Source organism: Croceitalea marina, assembly GCF_042684265.1.
GTDB lineage: Bacteria > Bacteroidota > Bacteroidia > Flavobacteriales > Flavobacteriaceae > Croceitalea > Croceitalea marina.
The window spans coordinates 315809-336036 of the sequence record NZ_JBHULB010000008.1; the positions used below are offsets into that span (position 1 = coordinate 315809).

The 20228-nt window shown below is 37.1% G+C and carries 17 protein-coding genes; 12 read left to right on the forward strand and 5 right to left on the reverse strand.

What is annotated here, in order from left to right:
* Positions 1-59 precede the first annotated feature (59 nt).
* From ACFSQJ_RS08450 to ACFSQJ_RS08485, 8 genes are read left to right on the forward strand one after another with little or no spacing between them, the layout of a single operon-like run.
* Positions 60-1250: a nuclear transport factor 2 family protein gene (locus tag ACFSQJ_RS08450; protein ID WP_377766511.1), complete on the forward strand. Its 1191-nt coding sequence runs from the start codon at positions 60-62 to the stop codon at positions 1248-1250.
* 9 nt (positions 1251-1259) lie between these two features.
* Positions 1260-1883, forward strand: coding sequence for a TMEM175 family protein (locus ACFSQJ_RS08455; protein ID WP_377766512.1), 624 nt, complete (start codon positions 1260-1262; stop codon positions 1881-1883).
* 1 nt (position 1884) lies between these two features.
* On the forward strand, positions 1885-3216 hold the full coding sequence (locus tag ACFSQJ_RS08460; RefSeq protein ID WP_377766513.1) for a M28 family peptidase: 1332 nt from the start codon (positions 1885-1887) through the stop codon (positions 3214-3216).
* A 10-nt stretch (positions 3217-3226) separates the two neighbouring features.
* Positions 3227-4840, forward strand: coding sequence for a M1 family metallopeptidase (locus tag ACFSQJ_RS08465; protein ID WP_377766514.1), 1614 nt, complete (start codon positions 3227-3229; stop codon positions 4838-4840).
* Complete coding sequence (locus tag ACFSQJ_RS08470; protein WP_377766515.1) at positions 4840-5646, forward strand: arginase family protein; 807 nt, start codon at positions 4840-4842, stop codon at positions 5644-5646. The genes ACFSQJ_RS08465 and ACFSQJ_RS08470 overlap by 1 nt, the downstream gene beginning before the upstream one ends.
* A 2-nt stretch (positions 5647-5648) precedes the next feature.
* Positions 5649-6578, forward strand: coding sequence for a carbon-nitrogen hydrolase family protein (locus ACFSQJ_RS08475; protein WP_377766516.1), 930 nt, complete (start codon positions 5649-5651; stop codon positions 6576-6578).
* A gap of 22 nt (positions 6579-6600) precedes the next feature.
* On the forward strand, positions 6601-7395 hold the full coding sequence (locus tag ACFSQJ_RS08480) for an ABC transporter substrate-binding protein (RefSeq protein ID WP_377766517.1): 795 nt from the start codon (positions 6601-6603) through the stop codon (positions 7393-7395).
* 11 nt (positions 7396-7406) lie between these two features.
* A complete protein-coding gene (locus ACFSQJ_RS08485) occupies positions 7407-7979 on the forward strand; it encodes a YdeI/OmpD-associated family protein (RefSeq protein WP_377766518.1) in 573 nt (190 codons plus the stop codon).
* On the opposite strand, the gene ACFSQJ_RS08490 is transcribed toward ACFSQJ_RS08485, so the two are convergent.
* Together ACFSQJ_RS08490 and ACFSQJ_RS08495 are read right to left on the reverse strand one after the other, a co-directional pair.
* A complete protein-coding gene (locus ACFSQJ_RS08490; RefSeq protein ID WP_377766519.1) occupies positions 7980-9224 on the reverse strand; it encodes an MFS transporter in 1245 nt (414 codons plus the stop codon).
* A 7-nt stretch (positions 9225-9231) separates the two neighbouring features.
* A complete protein-coding gene (locus ACFSQJ_RS08495) occupies positions 9232-9522 on the reverse strand; it encodes a DUF1272 domain-containing protein (protein ID WP_377766520.1) in 291 nt (96 codons plus the stop codon).
* 95 nt (positions 9523-9617) lie between these two features.
* Here ACFSQJ_RS08495 and ACFSQJ_RS08500 point away from each other — a divergent pair, with 95 nt between their 5' ends.
* The 4 genes from ACFSQJ_RS08500 to ACFSQJ_RS08515 all read left to right on the forward strand — a co-directional run bounded on the left by ACFSQJ_RS08500 (position 9618) and on the right by ACFSQJ_RS08515 (position 16647).
* Positions 9618-12905 (forward strand): amidohydrolase family protein, encoded by a 3288-nt coding sequence (locus tag ACFSQJ_RS08500; RefSeq protein ID WP_377766521.1) that lies wholly within the window; start codon positions 9618-9620, stop codon positions 12903-12905.
* Positions 12906-13055: 150 nt separating this feature from the next.
* The gene (locus tag ACFSQJ_RS08505) at positions 13056-13823 is read left to right on the forward strand and encodes a CDP-alcohol phosphatidyltransferase family protein (RefSeq protein ID WP_377766522.1); all 768 of its coding nucleotides are present in this window, start codon (positions 13056-13058) and stop codon (positions 13821-13823) included.
* 35 nt (positions 13824-13858) lie between these two features.
* Entirely contained in the window at positions 13859-15274 is a 1416-nt protein-coding gene (locus ACFSQJ_RS08510; protein ID WP_377766523.1) for an amidohydrolase family protein, read from the forward strand.
* Positions 15275-15276: 2 nt separating this feature from the next.
* Positions 15277-16647: an amidohydrolase family protein gene (locus ACFSQJ_RS08515; protein ID WP_377766524.1), complete on the forward strand. Its 1371-nt coding sequence runs from the start codon at positions 15277-15279 to the stop codon at positions 16645-16647.
* Between the two features lie 72 nt (positions 16648-16719).
* Here ACFSQJ_RS08515 and ACFSQJ_RS08520 read toward each other — a convergent pair whose 3' ends face one another.
* The 3 genes from ACFSQJ_RS08520 to ACFSQJ_RS08530 form a co-directional block, all read right to left on the reverse strand.
* Positions 16720-17517 (reverse strand): DUF6090 family protein, encoded by a 798-nt coding sequence (locus ACFSQJ_RS08520; protein ID WP_377766525.1) that lies wholly within the window; start codon positions 17515-17517, stop codon positions 16720-16722.
* Positions 17518-18024: 507 nt separating this feature from the next.
* A complete protein-coding gene (locus ACFSQJ_RS08525; RefSeq protein ID WP_377766526.1) occupies positions 18025-19077 on the reverse strand; it encodes a S41 family peptidase in 1053 nt (350 codons plus the stop codon).
* A gap of 97 nt (positions 19078-19174) precedes the next feature.
* Positions 19175-20167: a helix-turn-helix domain-containing protein gene (locus tag ACFSQJ_RS08530; RefSeq protein WP_377766527.1), complete on the reverse strand. Its 993-nt coding sequence runs from the start codon at positions 20165-20167 to the stop codon at positions 19175-19177.
* Positions 20168-20228 lie beyond the last annotated feature (61 nt).

Genomic DNA, 20228 nt, shown 5'->3' on the forward strand with positions numbered 1-20228 from the left:
TAAAAAATGATATCTTCATACGGTAACTAGAGGTTTCATCGCAACTAATATGTCTTAAAATGATTTTAAAAAAAATAGGGTTGTCCCTTGTTTTAGGCTTTTCGTTTTTATTGAATGCCCAACCTAGCACAGAAGTATATGTTTTTGATTTAAGCATTGAAGGCAACAATGTACTTCTGTCTAATCCGAAAAATATCTCCAACAACGATGGTTACGATAATCAACCATCTTTTCTAAATGATACAGCTATTCTGTTTGCCTCTACAAGGTCGGACCAAACGGATATTAGATTGTTCGATATTGAGGCAGGTAGCATTAGTTCTTGGATTACGGATACGCCTACGGGAAGCGAGTATTCTCCATTAAAAATTCCGAATAAAAATGCCGTATCTGCCATTCGCTTGGATTTAGATGGCTTGCAACGACTTTATGAATACGATATCCGAAACGGTAATTCAAAACCAATTTTAAAAGATTTGAAAGTTGGGTATCACGTTTGGTATAGTGATCATATTTTGGTTTCTACAGTTTTGATTGAAAACAGAATGGATTTGGTTGTTAGTAACCTAAAGGATAAAACCAATTACACTATTCAGAAAAATGTAGGTCGTAGTCTTTCAAAAATTCCCAATTCTGATTTAATAAGCTTTGTGAGTAAAACGGGTAAGGCTTGGCAAATAAAATCGTTGAACCCTATTACCAGGACTGTGGAAAACATAGCAAATACATTTCAAAAATCTGAAGATATTTGTTGGTTAAATGATGGTAGTATCCTTACCGGCTATGATAAATCCATTCTAAGAATTCATCCAAAATCAGATGCACAATGGGAACCTATACAAATCTTTAAAGAACAAGAGATTAATAACATAACCCGAATTGCTGTTAGTGAAAATTCTAAAAGACTAGCGTTTGTAGCTGAAGAATCGCCGGCTAAAATTGTCCAAAAACAGTTAGACGCCTATAATGCCCGAGATATTGATGCCTTTATGGCTACCTATACAAACTCCGTAACAGTTGTAAATTTTCCTGATAAGGAATTGTTTAAAGGGCAAGAGAAAATGCGCGAAAGTTACGCAGCTTATTTTGAATCGACTCCAGACCTGAACTGTAAAATTGTAAATCGAATAGTCATCGGAAACAAAGTCATCGATGAAGAATACATAACCGCAAATGGTATAAATTTTAGCGCCGTCGCTATTTATGAAGTAGAAAACGGTAAAATTTCCAAAGTCACATTTATTCAGTAATTTTCCTAGGTGAAATTTGCACACAATATTTCTCGAATTGAAGCTTTCAGTGATGCGGTTTTTGCTTTTGCTGCAACGCTGTTGGTAGTTTCGCTCGGCGTAGAGAATTCTGATTCTATCATCGAAGTAGATTTTAAGTCCTTTATAAGTTTTGCAGTAAGTTTTTTTGTTCTTGTAATGCTATGGTATCTCCATTATAACTTTTTTAGAAGAACGGATTATATGGACAATACCATTATTGCGATTAACGCTGTTCTGCTCTTTGTTGTATTATATTACGTATTTCCATTAAAATCATTAATCAATTCTTGGTTTATGACCAAGGGGATGACCCCTAACAAGCTTGCCAGCCTCTTTGAGCTCTACGGAATAGGCTTTGCGCTTATTTTTCTTTGTCTGTCCCTAATGTATTTTAGAGCATTTAAAAAGACCAGACATTTAGAGCAGGCCATGACATTGCTTTTTTATACGCGCCATTTCGCCATATTTGTCGCAGTGGCACTACTTTCAATAGGCGTCGCTTACGTACAAATTGGATTAAATTTTGGCTTACCAGGTATCATCTATAGCCTACTAGGCCCTTTTTGCGCACTACACAGCTATCTATTTTTCAAAAAATTTAAAATCAGTTAGAATGAAGAAACTACTTTTTATCGGGCTATTGTTCATCGGCCTAAATTTAACGGCCCAAACAGATTCTCGAATCTATGATATCATTAATGCCGTATCAGCTGAACGAATAGAAAGTGATATTACTACCTTGGCTAATTTTGGTACTAGACATACCTTAAGTGATACCATATCAGAAACAAGAGGTATTGGTGCAGCGAGAAGGTGGATAAAAAGTGAGTTCGATAAAATTTCTGCTGATTGCTCCAATTGTCTAAATGTTTTTTATCAAAAAGACCTCGTTAAAAAAGGGGAGAACCAACGCATTGTTAAAGATGTTTGGGTGGTTAATGTAGTAGCAATACAGAAAGGAACAAAATATCCGAATCGATATATCATTATGAGTGGCGACATCGATTCAAGGGTTAGCGACCCTACTGACTTTGAGTCAGACTCACCAGGGGCAAATGATAATGCAAGTGGTATGGCCGGAACGATTGAGGCTGCACGGGTACTTTCAAAATACAAATTTGAAAGCAGCGTCATTTATCTAGGCCTTTCAGGGGAAGAGCAAGGTCTTTTTGGAGGTAAAGGGCTGGCTGCCTTCGCTAAGGAAAAAGGTTGGGACATTATTGGTATTATCAACAACGATATGATCGGTAACATAAAAGGAGTAGATGGTGTGGTAAGTAATCGTGACTTTCGTATTTTCTCAGAACCTGTACCCCCAACCGAAACCGAAAGACAGCGCCGAGCTAGACGTTTTTATGGAGGTGAGGTAGATGGCATTTCACGTCAACTTGCTCGTTATGTTCATAAAACTACAAAAACGTATATGCCCGAAATGAACCCGACCATGATTTACAGATTAGACAGGTTTGGTCGCGGTGGACATCATCGCCCTTTTAACGATGCCGGGTATGCAGGAATCAGAATCATGGAATCACATGAAAACTATACACAGCAGCATCAAGATATTCGTGTAGAAAACGGTATTGCCTACGGAGATGTGTTGGAACATGTGAATTTTGAATACGCCAAAAAACTTACCGCCGTAAATGCCATTAATCTCGCCTCCATTGCATGGGCGCCACCTGCACCCGAAACTGTTGAAATCGGAGGTATTGTAGAACCTTCGGCCAAACTAAAATGGAATAAGGTTGATGGCGCCAGGGGATATAAAATTTACTGGCGAGAAACCACCTCCCCCACCTGGGATAATTCAAGATATGTAGGCGACCTTACAGAAGCCACACTTGATGGAATAGTTATTGATAATTACTTCTTTGGCGTTGCATCGGTTGGGGCAGACGGTCATGAAAGCATGGTGGTTTTTCCAAATAAAATTTTTAGATAAAATATAAGGAATGAAGAAAATAGTAATTGCATTTTTAGTAGTCGGAAACCTTTTTGCCCAAGAGGACAAAAGTTTTACAAAAGCTGATTATTTAAGAGGTAGCATTACCCCAGAACGTGAATGGTGGGATTTGAATTACTATCATTTAGACATTGAGGTAGAGCCTGATAAAAAATATATTTCAGGAAAAAATACTATTCGCTACAAAGTGCTTAAACCGGAACAGGTAATGCAAATTGACTTGCAGCCACCTATGAAAATTGAAAAAATTCTCAATGAAGGAAAAGAAGTGGCCTTTAAAAGTAGTGGCAATGTACATTTGGTATTACTAGATGAAAAACAAGAAGTAGGTGATTTTAACGAAATCGAAGTATACTATTCCGGGTATCCAAAAGAAGCGGTTCGCGCTCCTTGGGATGGTGGATTCTCATGGAAAAAAGATGGCAATGGCAATGATTTTATAGCTACCTCATGTCAAGGTTTAGGCGCAAGTGTTTGGTGGCCAAACAAAGACCATATGTACGATGAAGTTGATAGTATGGCCATTAGTGTAACTGCACCTAAAAATCTAATGGATGTCTCTAATGGAAGGTTGCGTTCGGTAAAGGATAACGGTGACACCAAAACTTATCATTGGTTCGTAAATAATCCTATAAATAACTATGGTGTAAACGTTAATCTGGCAGATTATGTCCATTTTGATGAAAAATATCAAGGTGAAAAAGGGGAGCTGGATTTAGATTATTATGTACTTAGAGATAATCTAAAAAAGGCAAAAAAACAGTTTACACAAACTGCAAAAATGATGGAGGCCTTTGAACACTGGTTCGGCCCCTACCCTTTTTATGAAGACGGTTTTAAATTGGTTGAAGTACCATATTTAGGTATGGAGCACCAAAGTTCCGTAACCTATGGCAATCAGTACATGAACGGATACTTAGGCAATGACCTTTCTGGTACCGGATGGGGGCTGAAATTTGATTTTATAATCATACACGAAGCGGGTCATGAATGGTTTGCCAATAATATTACCTATAAGGATATTGCAGACATGTGGGTCCATGAAGGTTTTACGGCCTATTCTGAAAATCTATATTTAGACTATCATTTTGGCAAAGAGGCTGCTGCAGATTATGTTATTGGCACCAGAGCCAATATAAGAAATGACAAACCTATTATTGGGCGTTATAATCTGAACAAAAGAGGTTCTGGTGACATGTATTACAAAGGAGCGAATATTCTTCATACCATAAGACAGCTCATTGAGGATGATGAAAAGTGGCGCCAAATACTTAGGGGACTAAATAAAGAGTTCTATCACCAAACGGTTACCACAGAACAAATTGAGTCTTATATATCAAAAGAAACTGGGATAGATTTAACCGAGTTTTTTGAACAATATTTAAGAACAACCATGATTCCGAAGTTGGAGTATAAAATAGACGGTGAAAATTTAAAATATCGCTATACCGATATCATCAAAGGTTTTGATATGCCCGTTCGCGTTGCGATTGACAAAAAAGAAAAATGGTTATTTCCGACGGCTGACTGGAAAACGGAAGAATTTAGCGGTAAAGAACTCATCGTAGACCGTAATTTTTACATTGATAGCGAAGCACTCTAATGAAGGTTTATTTTCCGCAATGGCAAGGTTCTGGAATTGGAACGAATATCGAACCAGGAGCCAAAGCGGTATTGAATTTTTTAAACGATGATGATTTTTTAGAGATACCATTATCTAAAATTGAAGCAGGGCCTCAAGGCAAACAGCTTTATGCCATCAATAACTATGAGGCGATTGTTGAACAGCTAACACGTTTCAAAGAAATTTTAGAAACTGAGCAGCCTAATATCTTAAAAACCATAGGCGGTGATTGTGGTTTAGAGATAGTACCTGTCTCTTATCTCAACAAGAAGTATCCAAACTTGGGGGTCATTTGGTTCGATGCCCATGCAGACATCAATAAACCTTGTGACTCTGCTAGCTGTAACTTTCATGGGATGCCTTTACGAACTTTATTAGGTGAAGGTGAACCATATATGAATTCGCTCTTATCATCTACAATTTTAGCATCACAGATCCATTATGTTGGCTTGCGTGATATTGATGAACCAGAGCAACTAAGAATTAACGAAGGAAATATTTATGCTCCAAAAACGCTGAACATTCCTGAATTAATCCAAACCCTCAAGGCTAAAGAAATTAAACATTTATACCTGCATTTCGATTTTGATTGCTTAGAACCGAACGACTATAATAAAACCTATTACCAAGTTCCAAATGGTCTAAAAATCAAAGACGCCGAAGAATGCATTGTAAGGCTACAAGAACAATTTGAAATTGTCGGAAGTAGTGTTTTAGAATCTATAACAACAAAAACGGAAGAGTTAGCCCCAATAAGCAAAATTATTAAGCTTTTAATGCACTAAAAATGAAGTTAAAAGTAGGCTTGGTTCAAGACAGTCCTGTTTTCTTTGATAAAGAAAGAACCTTGGACAAAATGGAAGCACTAATAAAAAACGGTGCCGCAAAGGCTTGTAATCTGCTTGTATTTCCAGAGTCATTTGTTCCAGGGTATCCCAGGGGCTTTTTGTTTGGCGCAAGAGTAGGCAGCAGAACCGCCGAAGGCAAAGCATTATATGCCAAATACTACAAAAACAGCATGTCGCTTGATGGTAAGGAGATGACGAAATTGCTATCATTGGCAAAAGAGCACAATTTATATTTGGTTGCAGGTATTACAGAAAAACAGGAACAGCACAATAGTCTGTATTGCAGTATGGTCTATATTTCTCCTACAGATGGTTTGCTAGGTGTGCACAGAAAAATAAAACCCACAGGAACAGAACGGGTTATCTGGGCCGAAGCCGCAGGTGAATCTCTGGTCAGCTTTGACACAAAAATTGGAAAGCTAGGAGGGCTTATCTGTTGGGAAAACTATATGCCCCTTGCCCGAATGTCTATGTTTAAAAAAGGAGTTGAAATTTATATCGCACCCACCGCTGATTCTAGAGAAGAATGGACTGCCACTATGAAACATATTGCTCTTGAAGGAAGATGTTTTGTGTTAGGGTGCAATCAACATTTTACAAAATCAATGTACCCCGAAGAATATCAGGCTTTAGCACAAGGTGAACCGGAAGATATGTGCCCTGGGGGCAGTATTATAGTATCGCCATTTGGTAAAGTTTTAGCTGGTCCACTTTTTGGGAAAGCCGATTTGCTGACGGCCGTGTTGGACTTAGACGAAATAGTACATAGCAAAATGGATTTTGATGTAAACGGACACTATAGCAGAAAAGACATTTTTGATTTTAAGGTAAATAATCAGCCCGAAATACAAAAAGAAAAAAACCTCTAGCACATCAATCTGAAATGTAACTATGCCTTTAAGAGTTAAAGACCAACTTGAGAGAACACTCAGCTTTAAAAAATATCCAAGTCGTATCGTTTCATTAAATCCTTCGCAAACCGAAACTATTGTCCACTTGGGCTTAGAAGAACAATTAGTCGGAATCACAAAATTTTGTTTACATCCTAAACATCTAAGAAAGAACAAAGTAGTAGTTGGCGGCACTAAAAAAGTTAATTTCGATACGATTCGAGAACTAAAACCAGATGTTATTCTGTGTAATAAAGAGGAGAACACACGAGAAATCGTTTCCACTTTAGAAAAAGAGTTCCCCGTCCATGTTACCGATGTAGAGACTATTTCGGACGCACTGGAAATGATTGCACAATACGGCACACTCTTCAATAAAGAAACTAAGGCTCAAGACATGTGTACTCAAATAAATGAACAACTACAAAAATTCAACCTGTCTATCAAAGGTCACCATTACAAAAGAACGGCCTACCTTATTTGGAGAGACCCATACATGGCTGTTGGCAGCAGTACGTTTATCAATGAGATGCTGACTCTTAACAGACTAAAAAATGTCTATCAAGAAAAAGAAAGGTATCCTGAAATAACGCTTGAAAGCTTAGCAAAACTAAACCTTGATTATATTCTACTATCGTCTGAACCTTTTCCGTTTAAAACGATACATAAAGAAGAATTAGAGAAAAAATTTCCTAAAGTGACCATTAAATTAGTTGATGGTGAATACTTCTCTTGGTACGGTTCCCGATTACTTAAAGCTTTTCATTATTTTAATGAGCTACAAAAAGAACTTTAAAAGATTAGTTAATGGAAAAGCAAGAACTCTATTTCAAAAATGATAAAGAGTTCAAGCAGTGGTTACAAAAAAATTATAGCTTGTCTGAAGGTATTTATCTAATATTCTATAAAATCTCCCATGAAATGCCAAGTATGCGCTGGGAAGAAGCCGTGCGCGTGGCGCTTTGCTATGGCTGGATAGATAGCACTGTAAAGAGTTTAGGCAACGGTAAACGTAAACAATATTTTTGCCCAAGAAAACCAAAAAGTGTTTGGAGCAAAGTGAATAAAAATCATTTAAAAGAACTGGAGAAGGCAGGCCTTATTCATGAAAGTGGATATAATGCTATTAAAATTGCAAAAGATAACGGCTCGTGGGAAGCTTTAGATGATGTGGAGAATGGAGTAATACCCAGTGATTTACAACAAGCATTTGAGCAAAACCGAAAAGCTCTAGAAAACTATCAAAACTATACACAAGGACAGCGTAAGAGCTATCTGTATTGGTTAAACCAAGCTAAAAGAGAGGAAACGAGGCAAAAACGAATTACAGAGATAATTTCACTATGTGAGAAGGGGGTGAAATCGAGAAATACCCGATAATTATTTTTGATACAAGCGATAATAGGTAAATGCCGCTATAGCACCTACTGAAGAAAAGCTGGTAAGCATCCAAAATACATATCGATGCCCTTGTGCACCAGGATAAGTATCAAGAAAGTAACCGTAAGCAGGGCCCGCAAAAATATCGGGAGTATAGCCTACCAAAGAAATTAAACCAACTGCCGTACCAGTAAGAACAAGTGGAATTCTACCTTCTTTCATAACACCAAAGTACAAAGCTCGTGCCGCATATACGCCCATAGCTATACTAACCACTGCCATAAAAAATAAAATTGTTGTTGAAGGCGCAATACTACCGGAAGCAAAAAGTACACCTGCCACTATACAAAGAACCAAACTTAAGAACAACCAAAACGTAATTTTAAATCGATCTACGATAAGCCCGACCAAAATGCCTGTTGTGGGTCTTAAAAATTGAAGAAAAGTACCTACTTGAGCTGATTCGACCTGATCATAAAGCATCACTTCATTTGCAAATTGTGAGACCACATCGGTAATTTTATACCCAACATAAGCACAGAGAATAATTACCATTAACAACCATACCGAGGGTAATCTTAATACTTCTTTAATCTGCGCGAAGGTTATACGCTCCAATAAAATTTTCTTTTCATCAATACCTGATTTCATAAACACCCAAACCAATATTCCTATAAGCGTTATTATAATGGCCGAAGTATATAAAACATAAGTAAATGCTTCCTGTCTTTCGACCAAAGATGATTCGCCCACATCATCCTTTAAGAAAAGAGAGAAAATAAACACCCCAAGCAGCCCGAATAAAAATCCGGTAAGTCCCCTACCCCCATCCAATAGCCCAAATGCCTTACCTTGTGAGGTATCACCGCCCCAAACTCTTGTGGCCTTTATCATTGGTGCCCAAAACAAAAAAATAGTGGTGAAGCCCCAATATCCGTAGAGTAATTGTAATGTTCTAAAAGATGGGTAGGTAGCAAATAAAACTCCCCCTAAAGCGGTCATCCACAATGCGATAGCTATCAATTTTCGGGGAGGGAACCTATCCGCTAAAGGACCGCCAAAAAGGTATGAGGGAACTGCAACTAAGCCGTAAATAGAGAAACAAAGCCCAAGCTCTACATTACCTAACTCAAAAACTTCTAAAACCGTAGGTCTAAATATCCTCGGAAGCACAAAAGGCAAAATAAATACCGCTTCACCTGCTAAAATCAACAATAAGAGGTAAATCCAACTTGGTTTTTTCATAATGGGCCTACCTATCTTTTGGATGAATATTTTTATTCGTTTCTTTTAAATCTTTAAATGTTTTAAGATTAACGGGCTTATATACGCGGTTTCCTTTAGACGGGTACTTTAGCAATCCTTCTTTTGGTCTTATCGGTCTTTTTTCAAAACCTCCGCCATAATTGGGGCAGACATTTTCCAAAATTTCATTCACGCAATTCACGCAAAACGTACATTCATAAGTACAAATCATGGCATCCTCACTATGGGGTGGTAATGGGCTATCACAATTTTCACAAGTTGGTCGTAATTCAAGCATAAAATTGATTTGTTCCCTAAAGTTAAGGATAAAGAAATGCACTAAAAATTAAAGACTCCTTTTCACTATCTTTAGTCGGCTAATTGACTTCCACAATGAAAAGAATATGTATCCTTTTGGTGTTACTAACATCGATAAGCCTTCTTGCACAAGAAGAAAAGAAAAAAGATAAAAAATGGGATGTTACCAACCCAGGGGAATCCTTTAATTTTAAAGACTATCCACTTTCAACAGATGAAGGTACGTGGATGAATATTGATGTTAGTCCCGATGGAAAAACAATCGTCTTTGATCTTTTGGGCGATATCTATAAAATGCCAATAACAGGTGGAAAAGCAACGGCACTACGTAGCGGAATTCCTTTTGAGGTACAACCACGATTTAGCCCTGACGGAAAACATATTGCTTTTACCTCAGATGCGGGTGGTGGTGATAACCTTTGGGTGATGAAAAGCGATGGTTCAGATGCGAAACAAGTGACCAAAGAAAGTTTTCGTTTGCTAAATAATGCGTATTGGACCCCAGACGGCAATTATTTAATAGGTCGCAAACACTTTACTTCGCAGCGCTCTCTGGGTGCAGGAGAACTTTGGCAATATCATATTACCGGAGGCTCTGGGCTTCAAATCACCAAACGAAAGAACGATCAGCAAAATCTAGGCGAGCCCTGTGTTTCGCCTGATGGCAAGTATGTGTATTATAGCGAAGATGTATACCCAGGTGGCTATTTTCAATACAATATGGATCCTAATAGTCAAATCTACGTTATTAAGCGCTATGATTTTGAAACAGGAAAAACAGTAACCATAACCGGTGGTCCTGGTGGTGCAGTTAGGCCTCAGCTTTCTAGAGATGGCTCAAAACTTGCTTTTGTAAAGCGTATCCGAACCAAATCCGTACTCTTTTTACACGATTTGGAAACTGGTGAAGAATGGCCACTTTTTGACGGTTTAAGCAAAGACCAACAAGAGGCATGGGCAATTTTTGGCGTTTACCCAAATTTTAACTGGACACCAGATGATAAAGCGATTGTGTTTTGGAGTGGTGGAAAAATACATAAGATAGATGTGAATTCTCTAGAAGTCACAAATATTCCGTTTCAGGTAGCAAACAACATCAAAATTGCAGAGCGCGTTCATTTCAATTCCCCGGTGGCGCCTGAGAATTTTGAGGCCAAAGTGATTCGCCATACAATTACTTCCCCTGACGGAAAAACTTTGGTGTTTACAGCAGTTGGGCATTTATGGAGCAAGAAACTGCCTAATGGCAAACCAAAACGTTTGACCAGTAATACAGATTTTGAAGCCGAGCCTGCCTTTTCTCCTAATGGCAAAGAATTGGTCTTTGTTACTTGGAACGATGAAAACCTGGGCGCCATCCACAAGATGCCCGTAACTGGAGGTTCTTCAACAAAATTGACTACAGAAAAGGGTATTTACAGAACACCTAGTTTTAGCCCATCTGGAAACCTAATCACCTACAGAAAAGAAGGCGGAAATAACGATCAGGGAAGAACCTTTACCAAGAAAACAGGCATTTATACCATCAACAGCGATGGAAGCAATCAGAAATGGGTTTTACAAGAAGGGGAGTATCCTACATTTACCAAAAATGGAAAGCGAATCTTTTACCAAACTGGCGGTACTTATTTTGGTAATTTGACCAAAAGTTTAAAATCGGTTGACCTTAACGGTAAAGAAGCGCGCACACATGTGAAATCTAAATACGCCAACAGACTGGTCCCGAGTCCTGATAATCAATGGATTGCCTTTACCAACTTACATAAAGCATATATCGCCCCTTTGGTCATGACAGGTAAAACGATTGATTTAGATAACAACTCTAAATTCGTTCCTGTTTCCCAGCTATCAAAAGATGCCGGCATCAATCTACATTGGTCGAAAGACAGTCAAAAAATTATGTGGACCTTGGGAGACGAATATTTCTCAAACAACATCAAAGACAGGTACACCTTTTTAGCAGGCTCTCCGGAAAAGGTAGCGAAGCCCGATTCTACAGGAATCAAAGTTGGACTTCAATTAAAACATCATAAACCTTCTGGAAAGATAGCTTTTACCAATGCCCGAATCATTACTATGGAAGGTGATGTGGTTATTGAAAATGGAACTATCATCATTAATGAAAACCGAATTGAACAACTGGGAGCGTCTTCTGATATTTCAGTGCCGAATAATGCTAAAGTATTTGATGTTTCAGGTAAAACAATAATGCCGGGCATTGTTGATGCGCATGCACATGTTGGCGGATTTAGATATGGACTAACCACGCAAAAGCACTGGCAGCTCTATGCCAATCTTGCTTTTGGGGTTACTACCTCGCATGACCCCTCGGCCAATTCAGAGTCTATTTTTGCAATGTCTGAACTGATCAAAACTGGAGAAATGATAGGCCCACGACTCTACTCCACTGGTATCATACTGTATGGGGCAGATGGTGATTTTAAAGCCGTTATTAACAACCTAGATGATGCACGTTCCTCCATCAGAAGAACAAAAGCTTATGGAGCAAAATCCGTTAAGAGTTATAACCAACCAAGGCGTGAACAACGCCAACAAGTAATGCAGGCTGCCCGAGAATTGGGCATTAATGTGGTACCTGAAGGTGGTTCTACTTTTTACCATAATATGAGTATGCTTATGGACGGTCACACCGGAGTGGAACATAATATTCCCGTTGCTCCTGTTTACAAAGACGTTATCGAACTATGGAAAAATAGCAAATCAGGCTATACCCCAACGCTTATTGTCAACTATGGCGGGCTCAATGGAGAATACTGGTTCTACCAAAAGGATAATGTTTGGGAGAACGAGAAACTACTAAAATATACCCCTAGAGGGTTAGTAGACGCGCGTTCTAGACATCGGACCATGGTGCCCGATGAAGAATATGAAAACGGCCATATTCTAGTCTCTAAAGATGCGACCGCATTGACCAATAATGGGGTTAAAGTAAATTTAGGGGCTCACGGTCAGTTACAGGGGCTTGGCGCACATTGGGAGCTCTGGTTATTACATCAAGGTGGCATGACCAATATGCAGGCTTTAAGGGCTGCAACACTAAATGGCGCTGAATACATAGGTGCAGGTGGTGAAATTGGGTCTTTAAAAGTTGGCAAACTTGCCGATTTAATTGTTTTGGATAAAAATCCGTTAGAAGATATTAAGAATACGGAAACTGTAAGGTACACTATGGTGAACGGCCGTCTATTTGATACGGACACTATGAATGAAATCGGTAATAAAGAAGAAAATCGAGGTCGATTTTGGTGGGAAAACAACAAGTACAACCAAGCCTTTGCATGGCACGAATCTTCTAAGAGTTTTACTGTGCCAGGTTGTGGTTGTGAGTTAGGGCATCAATAAACGATTCAAACAAAACGGGCTTAAATAAATACTATAAAACCCGTAACACGCTACATAAAATTGTTGAATTTAATAGTACTTTCGTACTTGTCGTAGCAAGAGTGCAAGCTAGCGTGTTTTCGTTATTGTAGGGTTGTTAAGGCGCCTCAAATGTCAAAATTACCCAAAGAAAACCAGTTTTTAGACCTATCGGATTATGGCAGGCCAATAGCTGTAATCATCGCAAAATCGCTAAAAAATACTGCGTTTACCCCTATTCATGTTACCATTGGTTTCGTTATTTGCGGTCTGCTTGCCATTTACTGCATTTTAAACCAGCATTATTGGGCAACGGCATTCTTTTTGGTTTTAAAATCCATTTTAGATGCGGCTGACGGAGAGTTGGCACGCGTCAAAAAAACCCCATCATATACAGGCAGGTATCTCGATTCTGTTTCTGACATCATCTTAAACCTGCTCCTTTTAATAACGATTTGGTACGTTACCGATGGTTCATTACTCTACACACTCTTAGCTTTTGTTGGTATTCAATTACAAGGTACCTTATATAATTATTATTACGTTATTCTCAGAAACAAACACGATGGCGATACTACAAGTAGGGTTTTCGAAAATAACCCACCTATAGCTATGGAAGGTGAAAAACAAATAAACGTTGATATTCTTTTTGGGCTTTACACTTTTTTCTACGGTGCTTTTGATAAGATTATCTATACCCTGGATAAAAAGGCTTCAGAGAGCAAGAAATTACCCAATTGGCTGATGACCGCTGTTTCTACCTTCGGTCTTGGTTTTCAATTGTTACTGATAGGCCTCATGTTGGTCTTAGGATTTAAACAATACATCATACCTTTTTTTATTGGGTATTCCATATTTATTCTAGTTTTTATTGGGCTTCGTCGCTATATTAACCGATAGTCATTATCTTGTAATCAACTCTTTTTACAAATCTTATGCGTACCGTTTTTCTCTTTTTGGGGTGCCTGCTTTTATGGGGTTGCCCCCCTTTGCCAGATAAGTCTGACATCATCATTAAAAACGTAAACCTTATCGATATTGTAACAGGCACTATTGAAAAGAAAGATATTTTTATTACCGATGGTCGCATTACGCAAATCATTACAAAAGGCGAAGAACGAGCTTATTACAAGGCAACCGCTAAGATTATTAACGCGAAAGGAAAATATGCCTTGCCTGGCTTTTGGGACAATCATGTGCATTTTCGAGGTGGTGATTCTTTAATCGATGCCAATAAAAATTTATTGAAGCTTTTTATTGCAAACGGGATCACGACAGTTCGTGATGCTGGGGGTGATTTGACCCCAGCGGTAATGGTATGGAAAGCGGCCGTCGAAAAAGAAGAACTACTAGGGCCAACGATTTTTACTTCAGGTCCTAAACTCGACGGACCAAATGCTACTTGGGCAGGTTCTTTAGTGGTGGAAAATGACAACGACATTAAGAAAGCACTGGATTCCTTACAAAACATACCAACGGATTATGTAAAACTCTATGATAGCCGAATAAGTGCTGAGGCATATTTAAATACCATAAAGGAAGCTGAAAAAAAAGGAATTACTACATCTGGTCATATGCCATTTACTGTGGAATTAGATGAAGCTATAAATGCAGGTATAGATGGTATTGAACATCTCTATTATATCATGAAAGGCTGTTCTAGCAAAGAAGCCGAGATTACCGAGCAACTTCGAAAAAAGGAAATAGGTTTTTGGGAGGCTATGCCTGCTTTGCAAGCTTCCTATTCCGAGGCAGTAGCTGCAAATACTTTTGCTAAAATGAAAGAGAAGCAGGTGTACTCCATCCCTACCCTACATATTGGTAAAGTATTGAGTTATTTAGATGAAGTAGACCACTCACAAGATGATTATCTAAAGTATATGGGCAATGGCATTATAAAAACTTATGAAGGGCGAATTAACAGGGCGAAAAAATCAAGCCCTGAAACCATTCAAAAACGTAAAGACTTGGACTTGTTTTTTGGGCAATTGGCAAAAGCAATGTCCGATGTTGGTGTATCACTTTTAGCAGGTTCGGATAGTGGGGCATTTAACTCCTACACCTACCCTGGAATTTCTTTACATCAAGAATTAGAAGCAATGGTCGCTGTGGGCATTTCTCCGTTGCAAGCCTTGCAGAATTCAGCATACAAAGGATCTCAGTTTTTAAAAAAAGATAATGACTATGGCAGATTAATAGAAAATAATATTGCAGATATTGTATTGCTTAATGAAAATCCTTTAGAAGATATTACGCAAACCCGCAACCTTGCCTACGTTATTAAGGGGAATCAGATTTTGAACAAAAAAGAGCTTGAAGAACTCTTAGCTTCGGCTATAAATAAAAACTAATTATGAAAAAACTAGCACTTTCCATCTTAATATTAATGTTGGGCTCATGTGGTCAATCACAAAAAATGGTTAGTGAAACGGCTACTCTACTATCTAATGTACATATTGTAGACGTTGAGAATGGAACCATAATTAAAAATAAACATGTGGTAATTGATTCTGCAAAAGTTCAATTAATTCTTGATGAAGTTTTAAACGCAGACCAATACCAAAATGTAATTGATGGTAAGGGCGGATATTTAATTCCTGGTCTAGCAGAAATGCACGCCCATATTCCACCGCCAACCGCATCAAAGCAACGACTTGAAGAGGTGCTTTTTCTATACCTATCCAATGGCATTACTACCATAAGGGGAATGCTCGGCCATGAGACCCATTTAAAGCTCCGTGAGGACATTGCCAACGGAAAAGTACTAGGGCCACGGGTATTTACCTCTAGCCCTTCCCTAAACGGAAACTCTGTGACATCCAAAGAAGAGGCCATAGCTAAAGTAAGGGCCTATAAAGAAGCTGGTTTCGATTTTCTAAAAATCCACCCTGGTATCCAACGTGATGTTTTTGATCAAGTGGTCGCTACTGCCAACGAAGTAGGTATTCCCTTTGCGGGCCATGTTCCCGTAGATGTGGGTATTCGGCATGCTTTAGAAAGCAACTATGCTTCCATTGACCATATAGATGGTTTTTTAGAAGGTCTGGTCCCTGAATCTGAAAATGTGGACCCCACCGCCAATGGTTTTTTTGGGTACAATTTTACACCGCTGGCAGATACGGAGAAGATAGATGAGTTGGTTTCCCTTTCCAAAAAACATAAAGTTTGGATAGTACCTACACAAAGTCTTTTTGAACGTTGGTTCGCACCAATTACTGCTGATGAATTATTAAAGCAACCTGAAATGCAATACATGCCAAAGGCAACTTTGGAGAATTGGAAGCAGGTAAAAGAGCGTTACATGGCGGACAATAGTTTTTCTGCGGAGCAATGGCAGCAATTTGATAATATTAGAAAGCAACTGCTAGCGGCATTAAATAAAAACGGACATGGAATTTTATTGGGTTCCGATGCGCCGCAACTTTTTAACGTTCCAGGGTTTTCGATTCATCATGAGATTGATGGCATGTTGGGAGCGGGAATGACACCGCTGGAAATACTAAAATCTGGAACACTTAACCCGGCTATATTCTTTGATATGGAAGACACTTTTGGACAAGTAAAAGAAGGTTTAACAGCAGATTTGGTTTTGCTTGAGGCTAACCCCTTAGAGGATTTAAAAGCACTAAAAACAATACAAGCTGTGATTTTAAAAGGACAGCTTATCACTAAAACAGAAATCGAAGAACGGCTTGAAAAAATTGCTGAAAATGCTTTGAGATAACGGCCAAGTGTATGGGGCGGACGCAGCGATAGCAAGTCTGATCTCATATACATTGTTGTGCTTTCGTTACTTTTATTTATGCTGTTCTAATTCCTTTTTTAGTTCTATTAATCTTCTTTGAATGGAATTTACCATTGTAAGTTCTGAATACATGTTACCTGCAAGATAATTCAGGTTATTTATAAGTTCTGAATCCTTCAATAAGTCTGTTAAGACCGTTTTTGCTTCTTTTTCATCAATATCTATTTGACAATTTTCTTGAAGTTTAACAGATAAACTATTCCCTGTTTCTATTACAATGTCTCCACAATTGATTCTAATTTCTTCTTGAATGTTATTTGGCATTCTTCTTCTTAAATATTCTCTATAACTGTTTGGATAATTGGCTGTGTTTGAATTTGACCAATTTGATTCATAAAAGTTTATTAGCCTTGTTCTTAATTCGTAATTGCTTATGAGATTAATTTGCCCTGAATTTTTAAGTTCTTTATATGTTGAAGCCGGCTGTCTCGCATCAATATCCTGACTTGCTTGGTAAAAATCAATAAGACTTTGATTGGGCATATTAAGAGCCAAATCAGGGTTTAAGAAGTGTTGCTGTACTCTGTTAGTAAAATCCTTGACTTGCTTGTTATAGTGTATATAATTATCAATAAATGATATTTCTTCATTTATATCATCTAAAAGTCTCGTAATAAACAAACTTTCCAATTTGTTATTCTTTCTATTTTCATTCCAATTATTAATGGATAACGCAATTAAAATTCCAATAACGACAAGGATGATTTCTCCAATTGCGTAAATCAGATACTTGCTGAATTTATTTTCAGAAAGAAGTCTTTGTCTAATTTTTCTAAAGAATTTTATCATAGGTTAGTAGTTGGTTATAACCGAGCACAACGCCGCGCTATGTGCGACCGCTGGGTTAACAGTTTACAAGTTGTGGCTTAGGCGGCTAATTTTAAGGGAATATAGCAAAATCAAATCAACTATGTAGCGGACATTTGTCATGCTTATAGATTCGCTATATAGTTCGTCAAGAAGTCCGTGCTAGTGGATGTTGCCTTGTTGTATTTTGCGTTATTAGAATTAAAATAAACGTACAACCGAGCATAACGACCGATGAACACCCGTAAAATAAAAAGCAATAGTGAATAAACTATGGTATAGCGTGCTGATATGTTGCGTTAATAGCCTAGTGGTGATTTTAGCAAATGATCCCTTTATTCTCCGTATTAAGTGACCTAAAAAAGCGCAGTGATAATGTAGCAAATTTACACACGAAATTTTTGAAGTATAACAGATTTTATTTTTATAAAAATCACTTTAAATGAAGCACTTAAGTCGCTATTTTCATATATCTTGTTGGTAATAGTATTATTCTTTTTTATCAAAAAATTCAAAAGCCCTAATAATATTTTCGTCTTTAGTTAAATCTTTAAAATTATCTTTTTTAGAAATTTCAATATCAGGTGTAATGTATTCACGGTATTTATTTTCTTCATCTACTACATAAGATAGTGTAAGTGCTATTTTGTTATTAAATGGTAGTTCAAACATGTCATTACCTGTTAGAAGGCCATAAGTTGGTTCCCCTATAAAAATGACATCTTTCCTGTTTTTAAAAGCAACAGCTATATCTTCTCCAGCGCTACCCGTCATTTTACCAGTAATTAAGGCCACTGGTATTTTTAAATTTGGTTTTGAACGGACTTCAACTTTAGCCTTCAGACTATCATTAGAATAAAAAGTGCCATTTTCAAGTCTATTCGAGCCAATAATCTTTCCATGTGTATCCATTGAATTGTACACAACGCTATCTCCTAATAAATCATACAATGCAGTCAACATAACATAAGCGTTTCCTCCAATATTAAATCGTAAGTCTATAACCCAACCTTTAACACTTTCTTTATCCTTAAGGTGTATAATTGTATCATACATCTTTTGTGTTTTTAAATTCAAGGAATCCTGAGGTATATTAATCAGAAGCATTCCTGGCATATTTATATAACCTATGTTTTTCTTAATAAGTTTTACTTCAAATTCGTACCCAGAGTTGTCCTGTAACTTAGTAATAAAGTCTTCAGAAAAATCATCCGCATATAGCGCTTTGTTTAATGTGCTTTTATACGAACCTGTATCAGCAAATAATTCGCAATGATTGCAACCTATAGTGTCTAATAATTTAGGAACGGTATGTAAAGATTTTTCAAAACTTTCCGATTTAGTTGCATTATTAATAATGAAGGGTTTTATGGAGTTCCAATTTACCTCCTCACGTTTTAGGTATTTGGTCTCCAGTTTTTCGAATAAATCATTATAGAAAAATGTAATGCTATCCTTAACCGTATGCAGTTTATTTTGTCCTTGTATATTTAGTGTTATAAATAAAAAGCCAAGTAAGGTAATCCTAAGTATTGTTTTCATAAAAAAATTATTATTATGAAGACAAAACTAATTTAGGAATAGATTGTTTCTATTAAAAAAAGGCGGAAGAATGTCCATAAAAAAAATATTGGACGTATTATTTTTTAAGTGTTGACTTGTACTGAGAAGGTGTTAATCCGGTAAATTTCTTGAACACAGCATTAAAAGAAGATTTAGAACTAAAACCAGCATTTTCAGCGATAGCTACAAGGGTATATTTCTTTTGGTCATCGGATTGTAACTGTTTTTTTACTTTTTCTACTCTTTGTTGGTTGATATAATCAGAAAATGACATATCGAAAGTTTCGTGTATGTATAAAGACAATTCTTTTTCCGTTACATTTAATAAAGGGGCAAAGTCGGATACTTTTAAACTCTTGTTAGTAAATATTTCTTCTTTCGCTATATAATCTTCAAATTTATGAGCTAAAGAATGTGATGGTTTTGAGGTGTTATTGCTATGCTGCTTTAAGCTAAATTGGTTAAATAAGAATTGTGATTTTGTGAGAGATTCTAATCCAACCCAATAGATATATATGGTGTTTATGACCAAAATAATCAAGTAAAGTTGGCCATTATCTTGCAGGCCAGCAATAGTAACTAGAACTTGATGTATTAAATTTACTATTGTGAATGCTGTGAAGACATAAGAAAATTTTAGTAGCCAATTCCAATTTTTCCGAACCTTGCGTAAGCCCTTAATTTCTGTACTATTTCTTCTTAAGAAACGTATGCTAAAAAAGACTAATACAAGATTAAAAATTAAATATGCGAATTCATTGTAAACAAAAAAACCAGTTTTGTATACCTTAAAAAAAATATCTTTATCTATACCAGTATGAAGATTCACATACCAATACATTCTTAGAACACCATAAAATAAAGCTGGTAGAAATAAAAGATATTCTTTTTTAAGAATTGTGTTTTTATCCTTGAATACTTGGGATTTTATATAGAAATAAAATCCTACTCCAATTAGGTATTTATATGGAAACGGAAATGAACTTACCGGTATACCTGCAAACTTTTCTATACCAAGAATATGAAAAGCATAAATCAGATTAAAAAAAGATAGCGAAAAAAGAAACAAAGCATAAAAAATAAATGCTTTTTGGTTTTCCTTATTCTTAAAAAAGAAAAACAAGCATAAT